Below are 16,662 nucleotides of genomic sequence, written 5' to 3' on the forward strand. Positions count from 1 at the left end.
AGGGTCGTGGTCACGTACCGGTGCCATGCGTGTCTGCTCCATCCTCGTGGACAACACGGAACACCCCACGGCCGGTATCCTGGCTCCCGGATCAGCGCACGCTCTCCGGCCTTCCCGACGGATGGTTTCCGTCAGTGGCCTGACCTGCTGAAGAGCACGCTCCCCGGTCACAGTGGCGGGACCGCGCCGGATTCACACCGGCTTCCCTGCACCGCGGGCTTGTCACGAACATATAGTTGGACGTCCTAGTAAGTCCACCCCTCCCCCGCGGCGTGGCGCGATCACACCGTCATCGCCCGCCGGCGTGGGTCACGAGCCCTCCGCCAGCCCCTCCCAGTGGTCGGCGAGCGCCTGGAGCGTGGCGACGAGCGGTGCGCGCTCCCCCTCGCCGAAGGACTCCAGGAGGATCTTGTCGAGCGACCGGGTCCGGTCGTTGGCCTCGCGCAGGGTCTCGCGGCCGGCGTCCGTGAGGTACAGCAGCTTGCGACGGCCGTCGGAGGCCGCGGTGTGGCGGGCGAGCAGGCCGCGGTTCTCCAGTCTGCGGGCCACATCGGCCATGGTGGAGGTGTCCAGGGAGACGGCGGCGGCCATGGAACGCTGGTCACGGCCGGGATTGGCTTCCACGGTCTGCAGCACCGCGAACTGGGGCCCCGTCAGCACCGGGTCCACCTCCCGCGCCCACACCGCGAGGTACGCCTGGTAGAGGCGGCGGACCTGATAGCCGGGCGCGGCTGTCAGGGCGGCGGGGATCTCCGGGGTGGTCTCGGCGGGCGGGGTCTGGTCGGCCATGGGCCTACTTAAGCACGCACGGCCGACGCCGAGCGAGAGCGGGTGACGGCCGAGCACGGTGGTCGTCGCGGGCGGGCGCCGTGGTTGTCGCGGGCGGGCCCGGTGGTCGTCGCGGACGGGGCGGCCGGGCGCGGTCAGAGTCCCTGATCGGGATGGATCGCGCCCGGCCGGTCGGTCAGCGGGAGTCCGCTGCCGCCTCCCTTCGTCGCGATGATCTCGGCCACGATGGACACGGCGGTCTCCTCCGGGGTCTGGGCTCCGAGGTCCAGGCCGATCGGGCTGCACAGCCGCTTCAGTTCGGCCTCGGTCAGCCCCGCCGCCGTCAGCCGGTCCCATCGGTCCAGGTGGGTGCGGCGGGAGCCCATCGCCCCGATGTAGCCGACGTCGGGCAGGCGCAGCGCCACCTCCAGCAGGGGGACGTCGAACTTGTGGTCGTGGGTCAGCACACAGAGCGCGGTCCGCCCGTCGATCCGCCCGGCCTCCGCCTCCGCGCGGAGGTACCGGTGCGGCCACTCGACGACCACCTCCCACGCGCCGGGGAACCGCGCAGCGGTGGCGAAGACGGGACGCGCGTCGCACACGGTGACCCGGTGACCGAGGAGCGATCCCGTCCGTGCGAGGGCCGCCGCGAAGTCGACGGCGCCGAACACGATCATCCGGGGCGGCGGCGCGAAGGACTCGACGAAGACCCGGATCCCCGCGCCGGCCGCGTCCGGGTCTCCGTCCCGACAGGCTCCCCGCGCGTCGTAGCGGAGCACGGACGAGCGGCCGGCCTCCAGCAGCGCTCGGGCGTCCTGGCGTACGAGACGGTCCAGCCGCTCCGAGCCGGTGGAGCCCGCCACCCGGTCCGGCAGGAGGACCAGGCGGCGGCCGAGGCGTTCCGGCGGCCCGGCGATCACGGTGGCCACCGCGACCGGCCGTCCGGCCCGTACCGTCTCGGCCACCTCGGCCAACTGCGGGAAGCTCCGGCGGTCGACCTTCTCCACGAAGACATCGAGGGTGCCGCCACAGGTCAGCCCGACCTCGAAGGCGCCACCGTCGGAGACTCCGTACCGCTGGAGCACCGGCGGCGCCCCGGCGAGCGCCTCCCGGCCCAACTCGTAGACGGCGCCCTCGACGCAGCCGCCGGAGACGCTGCCGACCGCCTCGCCCGCGGGTCCCACCAGCATCGCGGCACCGGGGCGCCGGGGCGCGGAGGCGTGGGTGGCCACGACCGTGGCCACCGCCGCCGCCCTGCCCTCGGTCCACCAGGACAGCAGGGGTTCCATCACGTCACGCACGAGCCGGATCCTCTCGTCCCCGCCGGTCCGTCCGCCCCTCGGCTCACGACCGGGCCGCCGGGACCCGCCCGGCGAGCAGACTTCCGGCGTTCGGTACGACGGGAGGCAGGCCGAGCTCCGTCAGGATGCGGAAGGCCGTCGCCGTGGCCGCCGACAGGACGGGGAGCCCCGCCTCGTCCTCGACCGGCTGGATCGACGCGAGGGACGGCATCTGCACGCAGGCCGACAGCACGAGGGCGTCGGCCCGGCTCAGGTCGAGGCGCCGCCAGTGCCGGCGCAGATCGGCCGGGTCGAGCCGGGCGACCGCCAGATTGTCGGGCACTTCGAGGCTGAGGGAGTCGACCACCTCGATGCCGGCGTCCTCGATGTAGTCGACGACCTGCGCCGTGAGCGGCTTCATGTACGGCGTGATGAGGGCGACGCGCCGGGCGCCGAGGGCGCCGATGCCGCTGAGCAGGGCGCCGGCGCTGGAGACCACCGGGGCGTCCGCGCCTTCGCCGCGCAGCACGGTGGTGATCTCTTCCTCCGCCACGCAGTGGTGGCCGGGTCCCTGCGCCATGATGGCGACCAGGCAGGCGGTGGCCACGACGTCCGGCCGGGCGTCGGCCAGTTCGCGTGCGGCGCGCTGGGTCTGCGCGTTCATCCCGCGCAGTTCCTCGGGGGTGACGTGCTTCATGCGCATCCGGCTGCTGTGGAACACGAAGCGGTCGTCGGGCTCGACGGCCTCGCGGGCGCTGAGCATCCGCGGCAGTTCGGTCTCCATGGTCAGGTTGGAGCTGGGCACGATCATGCCGATGTGATGGTCCGTCATGGGTTCTGTCCTCCGGTTGCGGCGTCGGCCAGTCCCACCCAGTGGTCGGCGAGGGACGTGAGCGTGTGCAGAAGGGTCTGGTGTGCGGTGTCGCCGAACGGCTCCATCAGGCGCCGGTCCAGCGCCCGTGCGCGGTGGTCGGCCGCGCGGAGCAGCTGCTCGCCCTCTTCCGTGAGGTGGAGCAGTTTGCGGCGGCCGTCGTCGGCCGCGGTGCGGCGTGTGATGAGACGCCGGTTCTCCAGTCGCCGGGCCACGTCCGCCATCGTCGAGGTGTCCAGCGCCACGGCGGCGGCCAGGGACCGCTGGTCGCGTCCGGGGCACTCCTGGACGGTCTGGAGTACGGCGAACTGCGGACCGGTGAGTACGGGATCCACCTCCCGCAGCCACGCGGCGAGGTACGCCTGGTAGAGCCGGCGCACCTGGTAGCCGGGAGCGGCGGTCAGGGCGGCCGGGGCCTGAGCCGCGGCCTCGACGGCCGGTGCGGTATCGGGCGCGACCACCCTTACGCACTCCGCCGGGAGCCGGAACCGGGGCGGGTGCCGGGCTGCCCGGGACCGGTCTCGGTCGGACCGAGGAGGACGCTCAGGGCCGTCCTCAGGGTGGCGAGGGCGTCCGTCGGGGCGTCCCAGAAGATCATGTGCCCGGCGCCGGGGACGGCGTGCAGGGCGGCTGCCGGGTTCGTGCGGGCGGCTTCCTCGGCCCCGGCGGCGGTGACGACCTGGCTGTCGGCCCCGTACAGCAGGGTGACGGGTGCCGGGACCCGGGGCCACCAGGCGAAGAAGTCCTCGTGCTCGAAGGCGTGGTGCGTGCCGACGACGGCCTGCTCGGCGCAGCTGGACAGCCAGCGCGCCCGCAGTTCCTGCTCCCGTCGGGGCCACGTGGGCCAGGAGGCGGCCACCTCGTCGGCGTCCGTTCCGCGGCGGGCCTCGGACAGCTGTCGCAGGAAGGTCTCCAGGCCGGTGGGGTACGGTCCCCGGCCCGGCCCGCTCATCGGCGGGTCGGCCAGGACCGCGCCGCGCACGGCCGCCTTGGCCCGTACCGCGACGACGGCCGCGATCCGCGCGCCCATGGAGTGCCCGAACAGCAGCGGACGCTCCAGTCCCAGACCGTCGATGAGGGCCTCGGTGTCCTCGGCGTACTCCTCGACTCCGTAGCCCTCGCCGTCGTCCGACAGTCCCCGGCCGCGTACGTCCAGCACCACCGGCCTGACCAGGTCGGTCAGTTCACGGGCGAGGAAGTCCAGGGTGACGGCGGGGCTGGTGATGCCGGGCAGGACGACCAGCGGAGGCAGATCGCCGCCGTAGTCGAGCGCGTGCAGCCGGACGGCGCCGGAACGGACCCACCGGCTGGTGGCCGGAACGTCGGCCAGATCGGCGAGCGCGGCCTGCGGCACGGAGCGCTGGGGCACGGGATCCCTCCTCATGAACGAGCCCGCGTGTCGGGCGTGGACGGGTTGCCGACGTAACGGACGGCGTCCTCGAGGTCGATGACGTCGCCGTACTTGGCCTGGATGTCGAAGAGCGCCGCCTCCGCGGGGCCTTGCGCCCGGTCGCCCACGCACGCGCCGGGCACCAGCACCGAGAAGCCCGACTGGACGGCGTCGACGGCCGTGGCGCGCACGCAGCCGCTGGTCGTGGCCCCGCACACCACGACGGTGTCGCAGCCGCGGGCTGTCAGCGTGCCGGCGAGGCTGGTGCCGAAGAAGGCGGAGGCCCCCTTCTTCACCACCAGCACGTCGTGCTGGGGCCGCATCGGCAGCCGCGGGTCGACGGCCACCGCGTCGCTGCCCTCGACGAGCCCTCGCAGGCCCGGTGCCTTGCGCAGCCAGGCGATCGAGTCGCCGGTCGCCTCGGCCTCGGTGTAGGCGATGGCGGTGAAGACGACCGGCACGTCCGCCGCACGCCCCGCCTCGATCAGACGGGCGGTCGCGGCCACGACCTCGGTGAGGTCCGTGCCCGAGGGGTAGGAGTCCTCGGTGAAGCCCCGGGTCAGGTCCACCACGACGATCGCGGGGCGACCGCCCCGCCGGACCGGGGAGCCGAAACCGGCCGTCCGGTACGTGCGGTCGGTGCGCGCACCGTAGAGTCCGGCATTCATCGGCGCCTGCCCAGGAGCCAGCCCTGGAACAGCCCGAGCAGGAAGGCGGCCCCGACCGGACCGTACTTCCTCAGCGCCGGGCCGGCGATCAACGACAGCCCGTCGAGCTCGGCCGTCGCGGCGGTGGGCGCGACGGCCGCGGCGGTGGACCCGGCCGGAACGGCGGCGGCGGAGCCCGCGGTACCGGCCGGGCCGAGCAGGAGGTCGCCGAGGTTCTGGGCGAACTGCTGGAGGATCCGGTCAGAGACGGTGGCGATGGCGCCCTTGCCGAACTGGGCGATCTTGCCCCGGATCACCAGGTCGGTGGTCAGGTTCAGCTGCGCGCCGTCGGGGGCCGGCAGCACCTCCAGCGAGACCTCGGCCTCGGCATCACCGCTGCCGTGCGTATCGGCGCCCATGGCGTGGACTCGCAGGCGTCGCTTCTCGGCGTCGACCTCCAGGAAGCGCACGGTGCCGGCGTAGGCGGCCGTGATCGGACCGACCTTGACCTTGACGGCGCCGCGCCAGGCGTCGCCCTCACGGCCTTCGAGAGCGGCTCCCGGCATGCAGGAGGCCACCCGTTGGACGTCGCTGACCAGGGCGAACACCGCGTCGGGCGCGGCTTTGACGGGAACGGTGTTGATCAGTTGCACGGGGTCTCCTCGGAGCACGCAGCCCGTTGGGCGCGCCGGGCGGTCGCGCAGGCGTCGATCGCCTCCACGATGGTCTGGTAGCCGGTGCACCGGCACAGGTTGGCGGCGACGACCTCCCTGATCTCCTCCTTGGTCGCCTCCGGCCGCTCGGCGAGGAAGCCCTCGGCGAGCATGAGGAAGCCCGGGGTGCAGAAGCCGCACTGCAGGGCGTGGTGTTCGGTGAAGGCCCGCTGGAGATCGCCGAGTTCACCCGAGCCGGTGGCGGGGGCGGGGGCGGGGCCGGTGGCGGAGGCGGAGGCGGTGGCGGTGGCGGTGGCGGTGGCGGGACCGACTCCGGGGCCGGCTCCGGGGCAGGGGCCGGGGGCGCAGGGGCTGCCCGGGCCGGAGAGGGACTCGACGGTCCTGATCCGCGCTCCCTCCGCCTGGGCGGCGAACATCAGGCAGGCCCGGGCCGGGAGCCCGTCGACGAGCACGGTGCATGCGCCGCAGATGCCGTGCTCGCAGCCGACATGGGTGCCCGTCAGCCGCAGGTCGTGACGGAGCACGTCCACGAGCGTGCGGCGCGGCGCCGTGATCACGTCGTGCGAGGTGCCGTTGACGTCGAGGGTGAGCAGCTGGACGTCGTCGCCCAGGGCGCTGGTGTCGGTCATGGTGTGGGCTCCAGTGCTGCGGGTGCGTGTGCTCGCGCGGTCAGTGCGCGGTGGACGGTCTCCGGGGTGACGGGCGTGTGGTCCAGTTCGACGCCGGTGGGCCGCAGCGCGTCGTTGACGGCGTTGAGCACGGCGGCGGGGGCCCCGATCGTGCCGCCCTCCCCCGCGCCCTTCGCGCCCGTCTCGGTGAACGCGCACGGGGTCTCGATGTGGTGGATCGAGACGTCGGGGATCTCGTGGGCGGTGGGCACCTTGTAGTCCATGAAGCCGGTGGCCGAGGGCTCCCCCTGGTCGTCGTACGTGACCTGCTCGAACAGCGCGCCCGCGATGCCCTGGGCGATGCCGCCCCGGCACTGGCCCTCCACGACCTGCGGGTTGATCGCCACGCCGCAGTCCTCGACGCAGACGTACGCGAGGATCTCCACCTGACCGGTGCCCTCGTGGAGTTCGACGACGACGCCGTGCGTGGCGTTGGAGAAGGTGCCGTCGTCGAAGACGTCGAAGACCGCGGTGGCGGCGAGGCCGGGCTCGATGTCCTTGGGCAGCAGATGGGCCTTGAGGTAGGCGGTGTCCGCCAGCTGTTCGTACGTGAGCGTCGTCTCGGGGTCGTCGAGGCGGCGGACCCGGCCGTGCCCCAGCGCGGTCTCTTCCGGGGAGATGCCCCACGCGGCGGCCGCGATCGCGCGGAGCTTGTCGCCGAGCCTGCCCGCCGCCAGACCGACCGCGCTGCCGCCGACGACGATCGAGCGGCTGGCGAAGCTGCCCCATCCGTAGGTGACACGGTCGGTGTCGCCCTGGTGGAGCTTGACCTTGGCGAGGTCGACGCCGAGCGCGTCGGCGACGATCTGCGCCATGGTGGTCTCGTGGCTCTGCCCGTGGCTCATGGTGCCGGTGGTGACGGTGACCGCCCCGCTGGTGTCCATGCGCACCTCGGAGAAGTCGAAGCCGGGGACGACCTCCATCCTGCGGGCGGCGAAGGCGGCCGAGCCGTATCCCGTGCGCTCGCTGAAGCAGCTGTAGCCGATGCCGATGTGGCGCCCCTCGGCCCGTGCCGCGGCCTGCCGCTCGTACCAGCCGGCCTCCTTCACGGCCCGCTCGCACAGGTCGAGGGATTCCCGGTACGAGCCGGGGTCGTAGGTGATGCCGTTGACTCCCGTGTAGGGGAACTCGGTGATGAGGTTGCGGCGTCGGACCTCCAGGGGATCGAGGCCGAGTTCGCGTGCGGCGCGTTCCATGAGCCGCTCGGCGACCATCACGTACTGCGGCCGGCTGACGCCCCGGTAGGGGGCGGTGGGGGCCTTGTTGGTGGTGATGGCCCGGCCGCGCACGCGGTAGGCGGGGACCTTGTAGACGCCGGGCATCTCCGCGGAGGCCATCAGCGGCTCGATGCCGGCCGTGAACGGGTAGCAGGAGTAGGCCCCCATGTCGCAGACCACGTCCGCGTCGAGGCCGAGGATCCGGCCGTCGGTGTCGAAGGCGGCGCGTGCGGTGTAGTGCTGTTCGCGGGCGAGGAACGAGGCGGACAGGGCGTCCTTGCGGTCCTCGATCCACTTCACGGGGCGCCCGAGCCGCCGCGCCGCCGCGGCGGCGGCGATCTCCTCACGGCCGACCGCGCACTTGAGCCCGAAGCCGCCGCCCATGTCCGGGACGATCACCCGCACCGCGCGCTCGTCGAGCCGGAGGCAGCGCGAGGCGACGGTGCGCACCTGGTGCGGAACCTGGGTGCAGGTGTGCAGGACGAGCTGTTCCTCCCGCTCGTCCCAGTGCGCGACCACGCCTCGGGTCTCCAGCGGCAGCGCGTTCTGCCGGCCGGTTCGCGTCTCCACGCGCACCACGCAGGCCGCGCTGTCGAAGACGTCGTCGATGCCCTCGGTGGCGAACAGGGAGACGTCGACGAGGGTGTTGTGCGCGGCCTCCTCGTGGACCAGGGCGGCGTCGGGAGCGAGAGCCTGCTCCTCGCAGGTGACGGGCGGGAGGGATCGGTAGGTGACCTGTGCCGCTTCCAGGCCGTCCTCGGCCGTGTACGGGTCGCGGGCGACGACCACGGCGACGGGCTCGCCGACGTAGCGGACCCGGTCGCGGGCGAGGACCGGCATGGCGGTGGGGACGAACTCCGAGAGCGGGCGCCCGAGCCGGGCCGTGATGTCGCCCATCTCCAGGTCGGCGGCGGTGAAGGCGGCGACCACGCCCGGCACTCGGCGCACGGCGCTCAGGTCGACGGCGGTGATCACTCCGTGGGCGACCGTGCTGCGGACGAACTGCGCGTGCAGCATTCCGGGCAGCTCGATGTCGTCGACGAAGCGGCCTCGTCCGGTCAGCAGCCGGGGGTCCTCGCGGCGGGGCACCGACCTGCCGACCAGACGCTCGTCCTTGGTGGACGTCATCGGGACATCGCCTCCTCACAGGCGCGTTGGACCAGGGTGCGGATGAGGTGTCTGCGGTACGGGGTGCTGCCGTTGGCGTCGCTCGGCGGCTCCACCGCGGCGGCCGCCGCTTCGGCGCAGTCGCGGAAGGAGCCGCCGGAGGAGAGCACCGCCTCCGCCTCGGGGACCCGCACCGGCATGGCGGCGACCCCGCCGAGGGCCACCCGGCCGCCGCGGACGGAACCCTCGACGTCCAGGTCCACGGCGGCGGCCACGACGGCGAAGTCACCGCGGCGCTCGGCGAACTCGGTGAGCGCCGCACGGGGTGCGGGGCGCGGGAAGACGATTTCGACGAGGATCTCGTCGGGGTCCAGGGCGGTCGTGTAGTAGCCGAAGAAGAACTCCCCGGCCGGGACGCGACGCTGACCGCGCGGGCCGCGGGCCACGATCTCGGCGTCCAGCAGTACGGCGAGCAGGCACCATTCGGCGGTCGAGTCGCCGTGGGCGATGCTGCCGCCGACCGTGCCGCGGGTGCGGATCGGCAGATGGCCGATCCAGGCCATGGCCTCACGGATGACGTCGAAGCCCGGCCCCAGCCCGTCCGGTGGCGCGGTCTCCACCGTGTGGTGGGTGGTGAGTGCCCCGATGCGCAGGCCGCCGTCGGCGTCGACGCCCAGATGGTCGAGCTCACGCAGTCCGGCGATGTCGACCAGATGGGCCGGCCGGGCCAGTCGGAAGTTCATCATCGCGACCAGGCTCTGGCCGCCGGCGATGACCTTGGCCTCGTCGCCCAGCTCGGCGAGGAGCGTCGTGGCGCCCTCGACGTCGCGCGCCCGGTGGTAGCGGAAGGGAGCGGGCTTCATGTCTCTCCTGTCGTACGGGGTCGCACGGAGTACGGGGTCGCACGGAGTCGTACGGGGTCGCACGGAGTCGTACGGGCGGGTGGGCCCGGTCGGGCGAGCCGTCAGAGCACCGCCCGACCGGGGGCCTGCGCCGGGACCTCGACGGGCTCGGGTCCCGGGGCTGGCCCGGTGGCGCGCTCGCGGTCCTCCTCCTCGTCGCCGTCGAGCGCCCGCCCCTTGGTCTCGGGGGCGGCGAGCGCCGTCCAGACGACGGAGCCCACGACGGCCACGGCCAGCACGGCGAAGGTGAGCGGCAGCCCCAGGAGCGGCCACATGACCGAGCCGAACAGCAGCGGGGCGAAGCCGGTCAGGACCCGGCTGAAGGACGATGCCCAGCCGAAGCCGCTGGCCCGCAGCAGGGTCGGGTACAGCTCGGACACGTAGGCGTACATGGCGGGGATCGTCAGCTGCATCAGGAAGCCGAAAACGGCGATGGCGACGACGGAACCCGTCGGCATGTCCAGCATCAGCGCGAACGCCACCAGGGCGAGCGCGGCGAGCGGGGCCGTGACTCCGATGAGCCACTTCCTGCCGACGAGGTCGACCAGGGCGGTGGACACCAGGACGCCGAGGATGCCGACCCCGCTCATCAGCGTCGTGCTCATGAAGGCGGCCGTGTCGCCGAGGCCCTGCTCCTTGAGGATGGACGGCATCCAGCTGAGCGCCGCGTAGTACACGAGCATGACGCTGGCGAAGAGCAGCCAGGCGGCGGAGGTGATCCGGGGGCTGAACCTCCAGACGTCCCGCAGCTGTTCGTAGGCGGCTCGGGGGCCTCTCGACCCGGTCCGCGCCGTCGGGGCGGGGATGACGTACGGCTCGGCCGGCGCTCCGGTGCGGGCGACGAGATCGTCGATGACGGCGCGGGCCTCGGCCTCCCTGCCCTTCTTGCTGAGGTAGACGGGCGACTCCGGAATGCCCCTGCGCACCCAGAAGAGCAGCAGCGCCGGAAGGCTCATCGTGGCGAGCATCCAGCGCCAGTTGTCGTCGAGCGTCAGCATCATCGTCGCCACCAGGCCGCACAGGGTCACGCCGATCGGCCACCACACGTCCAGTGCGGTCAGCACGCGGCCGCGGTACTTCTTCGGCGAGAACTCCGCCACCAGGGCGTAGTCGACGGGGATGCAGCCGCCGAGTCCGACGCCGGCGACGAATCGCAGGGCCAGGAAGACGGCGTAGTTCGGGGCGAAGGCGCCGAGCACGGAGAACAGCGCGAAGATCAGCAGGGTGACGCTGAACGCCTTCTTGCGGCCGATGCGGTCCGCGATCGCGCCCCAGACGACGGCGCCCAGCGCCATGCCGACGAGGTTGGCGGTGGCCACCAGGCCGCGCTGGGAGAGGGTCAGATCGAAGTGCTCGCCCAGCAGCGGCATCAGGAAGCCGTTGAGCGCGATGTCGTACGCGTCGAAGAGGTAGCCGAGGCCGCCGATGATGAAGATCTTGCCCTGGACTCCCCATCTCCACGGGAGGTCCTGGACAATCTGGTCGCCTGTTTTCACGTTCGCTCCACGGGGGTGTTCGAGGGGGACGCGCCCGCGCGGGGCGGACACCGGGGGTGGAAGAGCGGGGCTGGGGGTCGTGGCGAGGGTGACGCGGGGTCGGGGAGGAAGGCCGGGGCGGCCGGGTCGGGGAGGCAGGCCCGGCCGGCCGGGTCAGCGGGCGAAGCGGTAGTCGTACGCGCCCAGATCCGGGTCGTTGAGCGGCGTGCCGCTCCACAGCCAGTCGTAGGAGACGTCCGACTCTCCGTCGAAGCCGCGCCTGAGCAGCTCGTCGCGAGCCTCCTGACGGGCCCCGTCCGGGTAGTGGTAGAAGGTCTTGTTCCGCAGCGAGGCGTCCTGGACCATTCCGGCGTGCTTGGCGCGCCGGTCGACGTAGCGGCGCAGCGCGAGTTCGGTGCCGTCGACGGTGGTTCGACCCAGTTCCTCCGCCAGGACGGCGGCGTCCTCCATGGCCTGGGAGGCGCCCTGTGCCTGGTAGGGCAGCATGGCGTGGCAGGCGTCGCCCAGGAGGGCGACGCGGCCGTCCACCCAGACCGGGTCGCGGCGGCGGTGGTAGAGGGCGAAGCTCATGACGTCGTCCTTGGCCTTGGACAGCATGGCGGCGACGCGGTCGTCCCAGCCGGGGTAGGCGTTCACGAGCTCGTCGGCGCCGGCCCGGGCGGTCCACTTCTCGGCGACGTCGTCGGTGCAGGGGACGCAGCCGACGACGTTGAGGTACTCGCCGCCGCGGATCATGTAGTGGACCAGGTGCCGTTCGGGGCCGTACCAGATCGTGCTCTGGAAGCGGTCCATCAGGAATCGGGTGGCAGGGTCGGCGGCGATGAGGTCGCCGGGGATCAGTGCCCTGAAGGCCATCTCGCCGGAGAACCGGAGCGTGTCCGGGAGGCCCATGAGGTCGCGGACGCGGGAGCGGATGCCGTCGGCTCCGATCAGCACGTCGGCCTCGAACCGCCGGCCGTCCTCGGTCACGGCGGCGGGGCGGCGCGGGTCGCTGCGGTCCAGTGCGGTGACCGTGCTCCCGGTGTGCAGGGTGACGACCGGCCCGGGACCGGCCGGGTCGACGCAGGCGTCGGTGAGGACGCCGTGCAGGTCGGCGCGGTGGTAGTGCCAGTACGGGGCGTTGTAGCGCTGCTTGCAGGTGTCGCCGAGCTGGGTCAGCCCGATGACGCTGCCGTCCTTCCACCTGCGCCGCACCTGGTCCTGGGGCTCGGTGTGGATGGCTTCCAGCTGCGTGCGCAGGCCGAGGCCGAACAGGATCCGACTCGCGTTGGGCGCCGTCTGGATACCGGCGCCGATCTCGCCGAACCGCGGCGCCTGTTCGAGCACGGTGACCGCGAGGCCCCGTTGCCGCAGGGCCAGCGCGGCCGTCATCCCGCCGAGCCCGCCACCGACGATGACGACGTCGAACGATTGGGTGGGTGCCATGTGTTCTCCAGATGCGGGTGCGGCGGGCGAGATCAGAAGTCGACGAGGCGGCCCGCGCTGACGACGTCCTGGTCGTCGACGGACACGGTGCAGCCGCGCATGGCGATGTCGAGGTGCGCGTACGACTCACGGCCGAGTACGGGGTGCGGCCCGGTGGACCATAGGAAATTGCCGGCGAACGCCCGGGCGTCCATGCCCATCAGCTCTTCCTTGCCGTAGAGGGCGGTGGCGAACCAGTCCGCGGTCCGCATGAGCCCCCATCCCATGTGGGAGAGGCTCCGCGCCCATGCGTCGTTCGCGTCGTCGAAGAAGGTGTTGAGCAGATGGGCCTCGGCGCCGCCCGAGACCTTCTCGATGCGCCCCGCGGCGATCTCGAGGGTGACCGGCTGGCGCACGTACTCCTTGAACGGCAGCAGGATGTCGCCCTCGGCCAGCACGATCCGCCCGTCGGAGAACTGCGGCCAGCAGAGCACCATGGTGCTCGGCCAGTGGTCCCAGCGGCCCGGGTCGTCGGCGAATCCGACTTGGAACTCGGGCTTGGAGCCCGGCAGTTCGACCGTGAGATCGGTTCCGGCCTCGGAGGTCACCCTCATGACGGACGCGTTCCTCACCAGCTGGACGCCCCGCAGGACCTCGGCCTTGTCCTCCGGCTTGGGCAGGTTGCGGATGAGGACGTCGGGGGCGTCGCAGACGAAGAGGATGCGGGTGCCGGTGCGCAGGATCTCCTGCTGCAGGGGTGCGTGGATGAAGCCCTCCCGCGTGAGGTCCACGACGAGGTCGGCGGCCTTGAGCAGGTCCTGGGCGGTGCTGTCGTTCAGCACCGCGGTCAGGCCGGGGCCGGCGCCGGTGTGGGTGCTGTCGGTGGGAGAGGGGTTGCCGCCGGGCACGGTGGCGGCGATGACGTGGGCGCCGCAGGCTTTCGCGGCGCCGAAGGCGGCGGCGACGTAGTCACCGCGGCTGCTCGGTTCGGACAGGACGACGACGTGCTCGTCGGGCGTGAGCTTGCACAGCTTCAGCTCGCGGGTGAAGGCGTCGAGCAGATCCACAGAGGTGAGGTCGAACATGTCTCGCTCCTAGGGATGGGAGGTCGGTGAGACGGTGGTCGCCGGTTCGGACAGACGCGTGAAGGCATGGATCAAGCCATGCGAAGGGGGACCGACGTCGGGGAGCGCGGCGCTTCGAAGCGCCGCCGACGGGATTAATCCGAGCACGTACGATCTCGGTCTGGCAAGGGGGTCACCCCGAATTTGTTGCCATCACCCACGTCGGCCGGCACCCCGAAGGAGTGCCAAGTCGGCCTTGACCAGGCGCTTTTCCCGCACCTGACCAGCACCGGCCGACATCGCCGGCCGGTGGACGATGAAGGCGAGCACGTACGAGCCCTTGCGCAGAGGAGTCCGTACGTGCTCGGATCACCTTCATCCGCACCCGGACCATGTGCCCGGCGGGCCTTGCCGCTGGCCGATTCCCGACGGCTCAGGCCGCCCAGAGGAGGGCTCCGATGTCACCCGAGACGATGGTTCGACGCCCGCTCCGGCTCCCGGCAGCACGAAGCCCCGGACCGTCAGTGGTCCGGGGCTCCACCGCGTGGCCGCGGGCGCGCCTGCGGTGAGGACGCGGGAGGTACGGGTGCGGTCCGCCGGGCGCGGGCCGGCCGCAGCCGCCGCCGAGCGGGTGCGGCGGCCTAACCCTTCGGGTCCGGCTTCCATTCGTCGGCCAGGAGCCCGAGCAGGACCTCGTCCAGGAACTCGCCCAGCACCCAGGCCGAGGAGCGCAGAACACCCTCGCGGACGAAGCCGTTGCTCTCGGCGGAGCGCAGCATCGCGGTGTTGTCCGCCAGCGTCTCGATCTGCAGCCGACGCAGGCCGCGAACGACGAAGCCGTAGTGGCACAGCGCCGCGACCACGTCGGTGCCGTATCCCTTGCCGCGGGCGGACGACAGCAGTCCGAGCCCGATGTGCGCGGACCGGCTGTGGTTGTCGATGCCCCACAGCACCGCGGTGCCGACCAGCGCGCCGCCGTCCAGCTCCACCACGGAGAAGGGCACATGCCCCTGTTCGGTGTCGTCCACGATGAGCGGCGAGTGCGCCGAGCCGGGTGTGATCGGCCGCCACGGCCGGCCCTGGGCCCGCGAGTGCGTGACCACGTCGTCGTAGAGCTCGGCCTGCAGAACCGGAATGTCGTCCTCGTGCCGGGCCCGGAGCCCGACCTTGCTACCCCTCAGCATGCAAGATTCCTATCCGACCGGTCGGCCGGGGGCAAACCATTAACGACGACGATCGCGGTCGAGGCGGGGGCCTGTCGGCCCGGCGGGTGGTGGGGGGGCTGACCAGGGCGTGGTCCAGGGGGTGTCCGTTCGAGGGGGTCTGCCCGCACGTCTCGGCGGACGACCAGGGCGTGGTCCAGGCGGCGTCCGGCGGGGCGATGCCTGCACGTCCCGGCGCGGCGGAGCCTACGGTTTGTGGGTGACCCAGAGCAGTTCCGCCGGCCAGCGGTGCGCCCAGTCGGGTGGGTCGGTCACGTTGTAGCCGTTGACCGTTCCGCGTTCGGGCCGCGGCTCGATGAGGTCGTCGACGACGAGACCCGCGCCGCGCAGGACCCTGACCCAGTCGCCGTAGGTGAGCTGATAGCTGGTCGCGCCGTCGCCTTCGGCGATGGTGTTCAGCCCGAAGTAGTCCTGCCGCAGCGTCGTGGTCACACGGCCGGCGGCTTCGTCGTAGCACGCTTCGAACCACGGACTGGCCACGTTGAACACCAGGCGCCCGCCTCGCTCCAGGACGCGCGCGGCCTGCGGGACGGCCAGGTGCGGAGGCGCCCAGCTGAGCCCACCGAAGTCGCAGAACACCAGGTCGAAGCTGTTGTCGGCGAAGGGGAGTCGCTCGGCGGCGCCCTGCACCAGTGAGTAGCGGGCCGCTCCCATCGCACGGGCCGCCGCGGCGAGTTGGGCCTCGGACAGGTCGATCCCGATCACGGTGGCGCCCTCGGCGGCAAGCGCCCTGGACCACTGGCCGGCGCCGCAGCCGAGTTCGAGGACGCGCTTGCCGGTGACGTCGCCCAGGGCGCGCAGGTGCGCGTCGGGGATGGAGTACATGCCCCACAGCCGGGGTGCGGCGCCGATGCGCGGGTCGTGCCGGTGCTGGTAGTCGCCGCTGATCCGGTTCCAGAGCCGCCGGTTGGCGGGGATGCTGTCCACGCGCCGACTCCAGCACGGCCTGCCGGAGACGGTCAACACGACAGGGTTCGGACGGTGCGGGCATCCGGAGTGCGGCGTAGATCACTCACGGCTTGTCCCCGTTCCAGGCCATTCCCGCCCTGGCTCTGCTTGGCTGATGGCTCTGACGATCACAGGAGGTCGATAGGTATGGCGCTCACACACTGGGGGTTCATCTACACGGCGGACGGCAGCGCGGCAGGTGGCGACGTCAGCTTCGTGGACACGGGTACGTGCCGCACTGTGTTCGTCGGGGTGGCGAAGCCCGAGGAGGGCATCGAGGCCGCGCGCCGCCTGGTGGGCGAGGGCGTGCAGCTGATTGAACTGTGCGGGGGATTCGGGCCGGTGTGGGCCGGGCGTGTGATCGAGGCGATCAACGGCGCAGTCCCCGTGGGCACGGTCGGCTACGGCCCCGAAGCGGTCGATCAGGTGCACGCGATCTTCTCGTGACGGGTGCCGGCTCCTTCACACCGACAGGGACCGGAGCCAGAGCCGAATGGCTGCGACGGTGACGGCGCCGTGAATGACGTGGGCCCTCTTGTCGATACGGGAGCCCGTAGGCGCATCGTGTGACGTCATGGCCGCGAGGGTAGGTCGCGGGGCGACCGGGCGCGAGGCAATCGCGCACCAGGTCGTCGGAGCGGGGGCTCAGCGCGCGGACGGGGTCGTTGTCAGACCCCACTCGTACCGTCGTGAGTACCAGGCCGGGTCCTGCCGGCCACTGACGCACGGGAGCGGGTCGTGAGTGAGATCAGCGTGGACCGGCAGCATCTGGATCATCTCCTGGCCGACAGCGCGAGCACGTACGGATCTCCGTATCAGCGCGCGTTCGCCGAGCTGGCGGCGACGCATCGGGGCAGGCCCCCGGGCGAGATCCTGCCCCTGTTGCGCGTGGCCGCCGACCATGCGCTGCTCGGCTTCACCCCGGCCGATCTGCGCGAGCAGGCCGAGGCGATCAGTACGGGCACCCCGTACGTCCTCCGGGTGCGGGTGACCGGCCGCTGAC

The 16,662-nt window shown here is 72.4% G+C and carries 17 protein-coding genes and 1 riboswitch; of the genes, 2 read left to right on the forward strand and 15 right to left on the reverse strand.

Annotated features, from left to right (window positions below; genetic code table 11):
* Nucleotides 1-51: 51 nt before the first annotated feature.
* Nucleotides 52-231: riboswitch (cobalamin riboswitch) on the reverse strand.
* A gap of 78 nt (nucleotides 232-309) precedes the next feature.
* The 15 genes from AB0D99_RS03440 to AB0D99_RS03510 all read right to left on the reverse strand — a co-directional run bounded on the left by AB0D99_RS03440 (nucleotide 310) and on the right by AB0D99_RS03510 (nucleotide 15,638).
* Nucleotides 310-789 (reverse strand): MarR family winged helix-turn-helix transcriptional regulator, encoded by a 480-nt coding sequence (locus AB0D99_RS03440; protein ID WP_362356389.1) that lies wholly within the window; start codon nucleotides 787-789, stop codon nucleotides 310-312.
* A 134-nt stretch (nucleotides 790-923) separates the two neighbouring features.
* The gene (locus tag AB0D99_RS03445) at nucleotides 924-2,069 is read right to left on the reverse strand and encodes an XdhC/CoxI family protein (RefSeq protein WP_362356391.1); all 1,146 of its coding nucleotides are present in this window, start codon (nucleotides 2,067-2,069) and stop codon (nucleotides 924-926) included.
* Nucleotides 2,070-2,112: 43 nt separating this feature from the next.
* The gene (locus AB0D99_RS03450) at nucleotides 2,113-2,880 is read right to left on the reverse strand and encodes an aspartate/glutamate racemase family protein (RefSeq protein WP_362356393.1); all 768 of its coding nucleotides are present in this window, start codon (nucleotides 2,878-2,880) and stop codon (nucleotides 2,113-2,115) included.
* Complete coding sequence (locus AB0D99_RS03455; RefSeq protein ID WP_362356395.1) at nucleotides 2,877-3,380, reverse strand: MarR family winged helix-turn-helix transcriptional regulator; 504 nt, start codon at nucleotides 3,378-3,380, stop codon at nucleotides 2,877-2,879. The genes AB0D99_RS03450 and AB0D99_RS03455 overlap by 4 nt, the downstream gene beginning before the upstream one ends.
* Nucleotides 3,381-3,382: 2 nt before the next feature.
* Nucleotides 3,383-4,303 (reverse strand): alpha/beta hydrolase, encoded by a 921-nt coding sequence (locus AB0D99_RS03460; RefSeq protein WP_362356397.1) that lies wholly within the window; start codon nucleotides 4,301-4,303, stop codon nucleotides 3,383-3,385.
* The gene (locus tag AB0D99_RS03465) at nucleotides 4,300-4,977 is read right to left on the reverse strand and encodes an isochorismatase family protein (protein ID WP_362356399.1); all 678 of its coding nucleotides are present in this window, start codon (nucleotides 4,975-4,977) and stop codon (nucleotides 4,300-4,302) included. The genes AB0D99_RS03460 and AB0D99_RS03465 overlap by 4 nt, the downstream gene beginning before the upstream one ends.
* Nucleotides 4,974-5,609 carry an SRPBCC family protein gene (locus AB0D99_RS03470; RefSeq protein ID WP_362356401.1) on the reverse strand — a complete coding sequence of 212 codons (636 nt, stop codon included), beginning with the start codon at nucleotides 5,607-5,609 and terminating at the stop codon, nucleotides 4,974-4,976. Before AB0D99_RS03470 ends, AB0D99_RS03465 begins: the two co-directional genes overlap by 4 nt.
* A complete protein-coding gene (locus AB0D99_RS03475; protein ID WP_362356403.1) occupies nucleotides 5,600-6,259 on the reverse strand; it encodes a (2Fe-2S)-binding protein in 660 nt (219 codons plus the stop codon). The genes AB0D99_RS03470 and AB0D99_RS03475 overlap by 10 nt, the downstream gene beginning before the upstream one ends.
* Nucleotides 6,256-8,643 carry a xanthine dehydrogenase family protein molybdopterin-binding subunit gene (locus AB0D99_RS03480; protein ID WP_362356405.1) on the reverse strand — a complete coding sequence of 796 codons (2,388 nt, stop codon included), beginning with the start codon at nucleotides 8,641-8,643 and terminating at the stop codon, nucleotides 6,256-6,258. Before AB0D99_RS03480 ends, AB0D99_RS03475 begins: the two co-directional genes overlap by 4 nt.
* Nucleotides 8,640-9,485 (reverse strand): xanthine dehydrogenase family protein subunit M, encoded by an 846-nt coding sequence (locus AB0D99_RS03485; RefSeq protein WP_362356407.1) that lies wholly within the window; start codon nucleotides 9,483-9,485, stop codon nucleotides 8,640-8,642. Before AB0D99_RS03485 ends, AB0D99_RS03480 begins: the two co-directional genes overlap by 4 nt.
* A gap of 101 nt (nucleotides 9,486-9,586) precedes the next feature.
* Nucleotides 9,587-11,020: an MFS transporter gene (locus tag AB0D99_RS03490; RefSeq protein ID WP_362356409.1), complete on the reverse strand. Its 1,434-nt coding sequence runs from the start codon at nucleotides 11,018-11,020 to the stop codon at nucleotides 9,587-9,589.
* 153 nt (nucleotides 11,021-11,173) lie between these two features.
* Nucleotides 11,174-12,445, reverse strand: a complete 1,272-nt coding sequence (locus AB0D99_RS03495) for an FAD-dependent oxidoreductase (RefSeq protein WP_362356411.1) — start codon at nucleotides 12,443-12,445, stop codon at nucleotides 11,174-11,176.
* 32 nt (nucleotides 12,446-12,477) lie between these two features.
* Complete coding sequence (locus AB0D99_RS03500) at nucleotides 12,478-13,509, reverse strand: hypothetical protein (RefSeq protein ID WP_362356413.1); 1,032 nt, start codon at nucleotides 13,507-13,509, stop codon at nucleotides 12,478-12,480.
* Between the two features lie 620 nt (nucleotides 13,510-14,129).
* Nucleotides 14,130-14,672, reverse strand: a complete 543-nt coding sequence (locus tag AB0D99_RS03505) for a GNAT family protein (protein WP_362356415.1) — start codon at nucleotides 14,670-14,672, stop codon at nucleotides 14,130-14,132.
* Between the two features lie 225 nt (nucleotides 14,673-14,897).
* Nucleotides 14,898-15,638, reverse strand: a complete 741-nt coding sequence (locus AB0D99_RS03510; protein WP_362356417.1) for a methyltransferase domain-containing protein — start codon at nucleotides 15,636-15,638, stop codon at nucleotides 14,898-14,900.
* A gap of 168 nt (nucleotides 15,639-15,806) precedes the next feature.
* On the opposite strand from AB0D99_RS03510, the gene AB0D99_RS03515 reads away from it, so the two are divergent.
* Nucleotides 15,807-16,106, forward strand: coding sequence for a DUF6506 family protein (locus tag AB0D99_RS03515; RefSeq protein WP_362356419.1), 300 nt, complete (start codon nucleotides 15,807-15,809; stop codon nucleotides 16,104-16,106).
* 291 nt (nucleotides 16,107-16,397) lie between these two features.
* Complete coding sequence (locus AB0D99_RS03520) at nucleotides 16,398-16,661, forward strand: hypothetical protein (protein ID WP_362356421.1); 264 nt, start codon at nucleotides 16,398-16,400, stop codon at nucleotides 16,659-16,661.
* The last annotated feature ends 1 nt before the right edge of the window (nucleotide 16,662 follow it).

Source organism: Streptomyces sp. NPDC047971 (assembly GCF_040653355.1).
GTDB lineage: Bacteria > Actinomycetota > Actinomycetes > Streptomycetales > Streptomycetaceae > Streptomyces.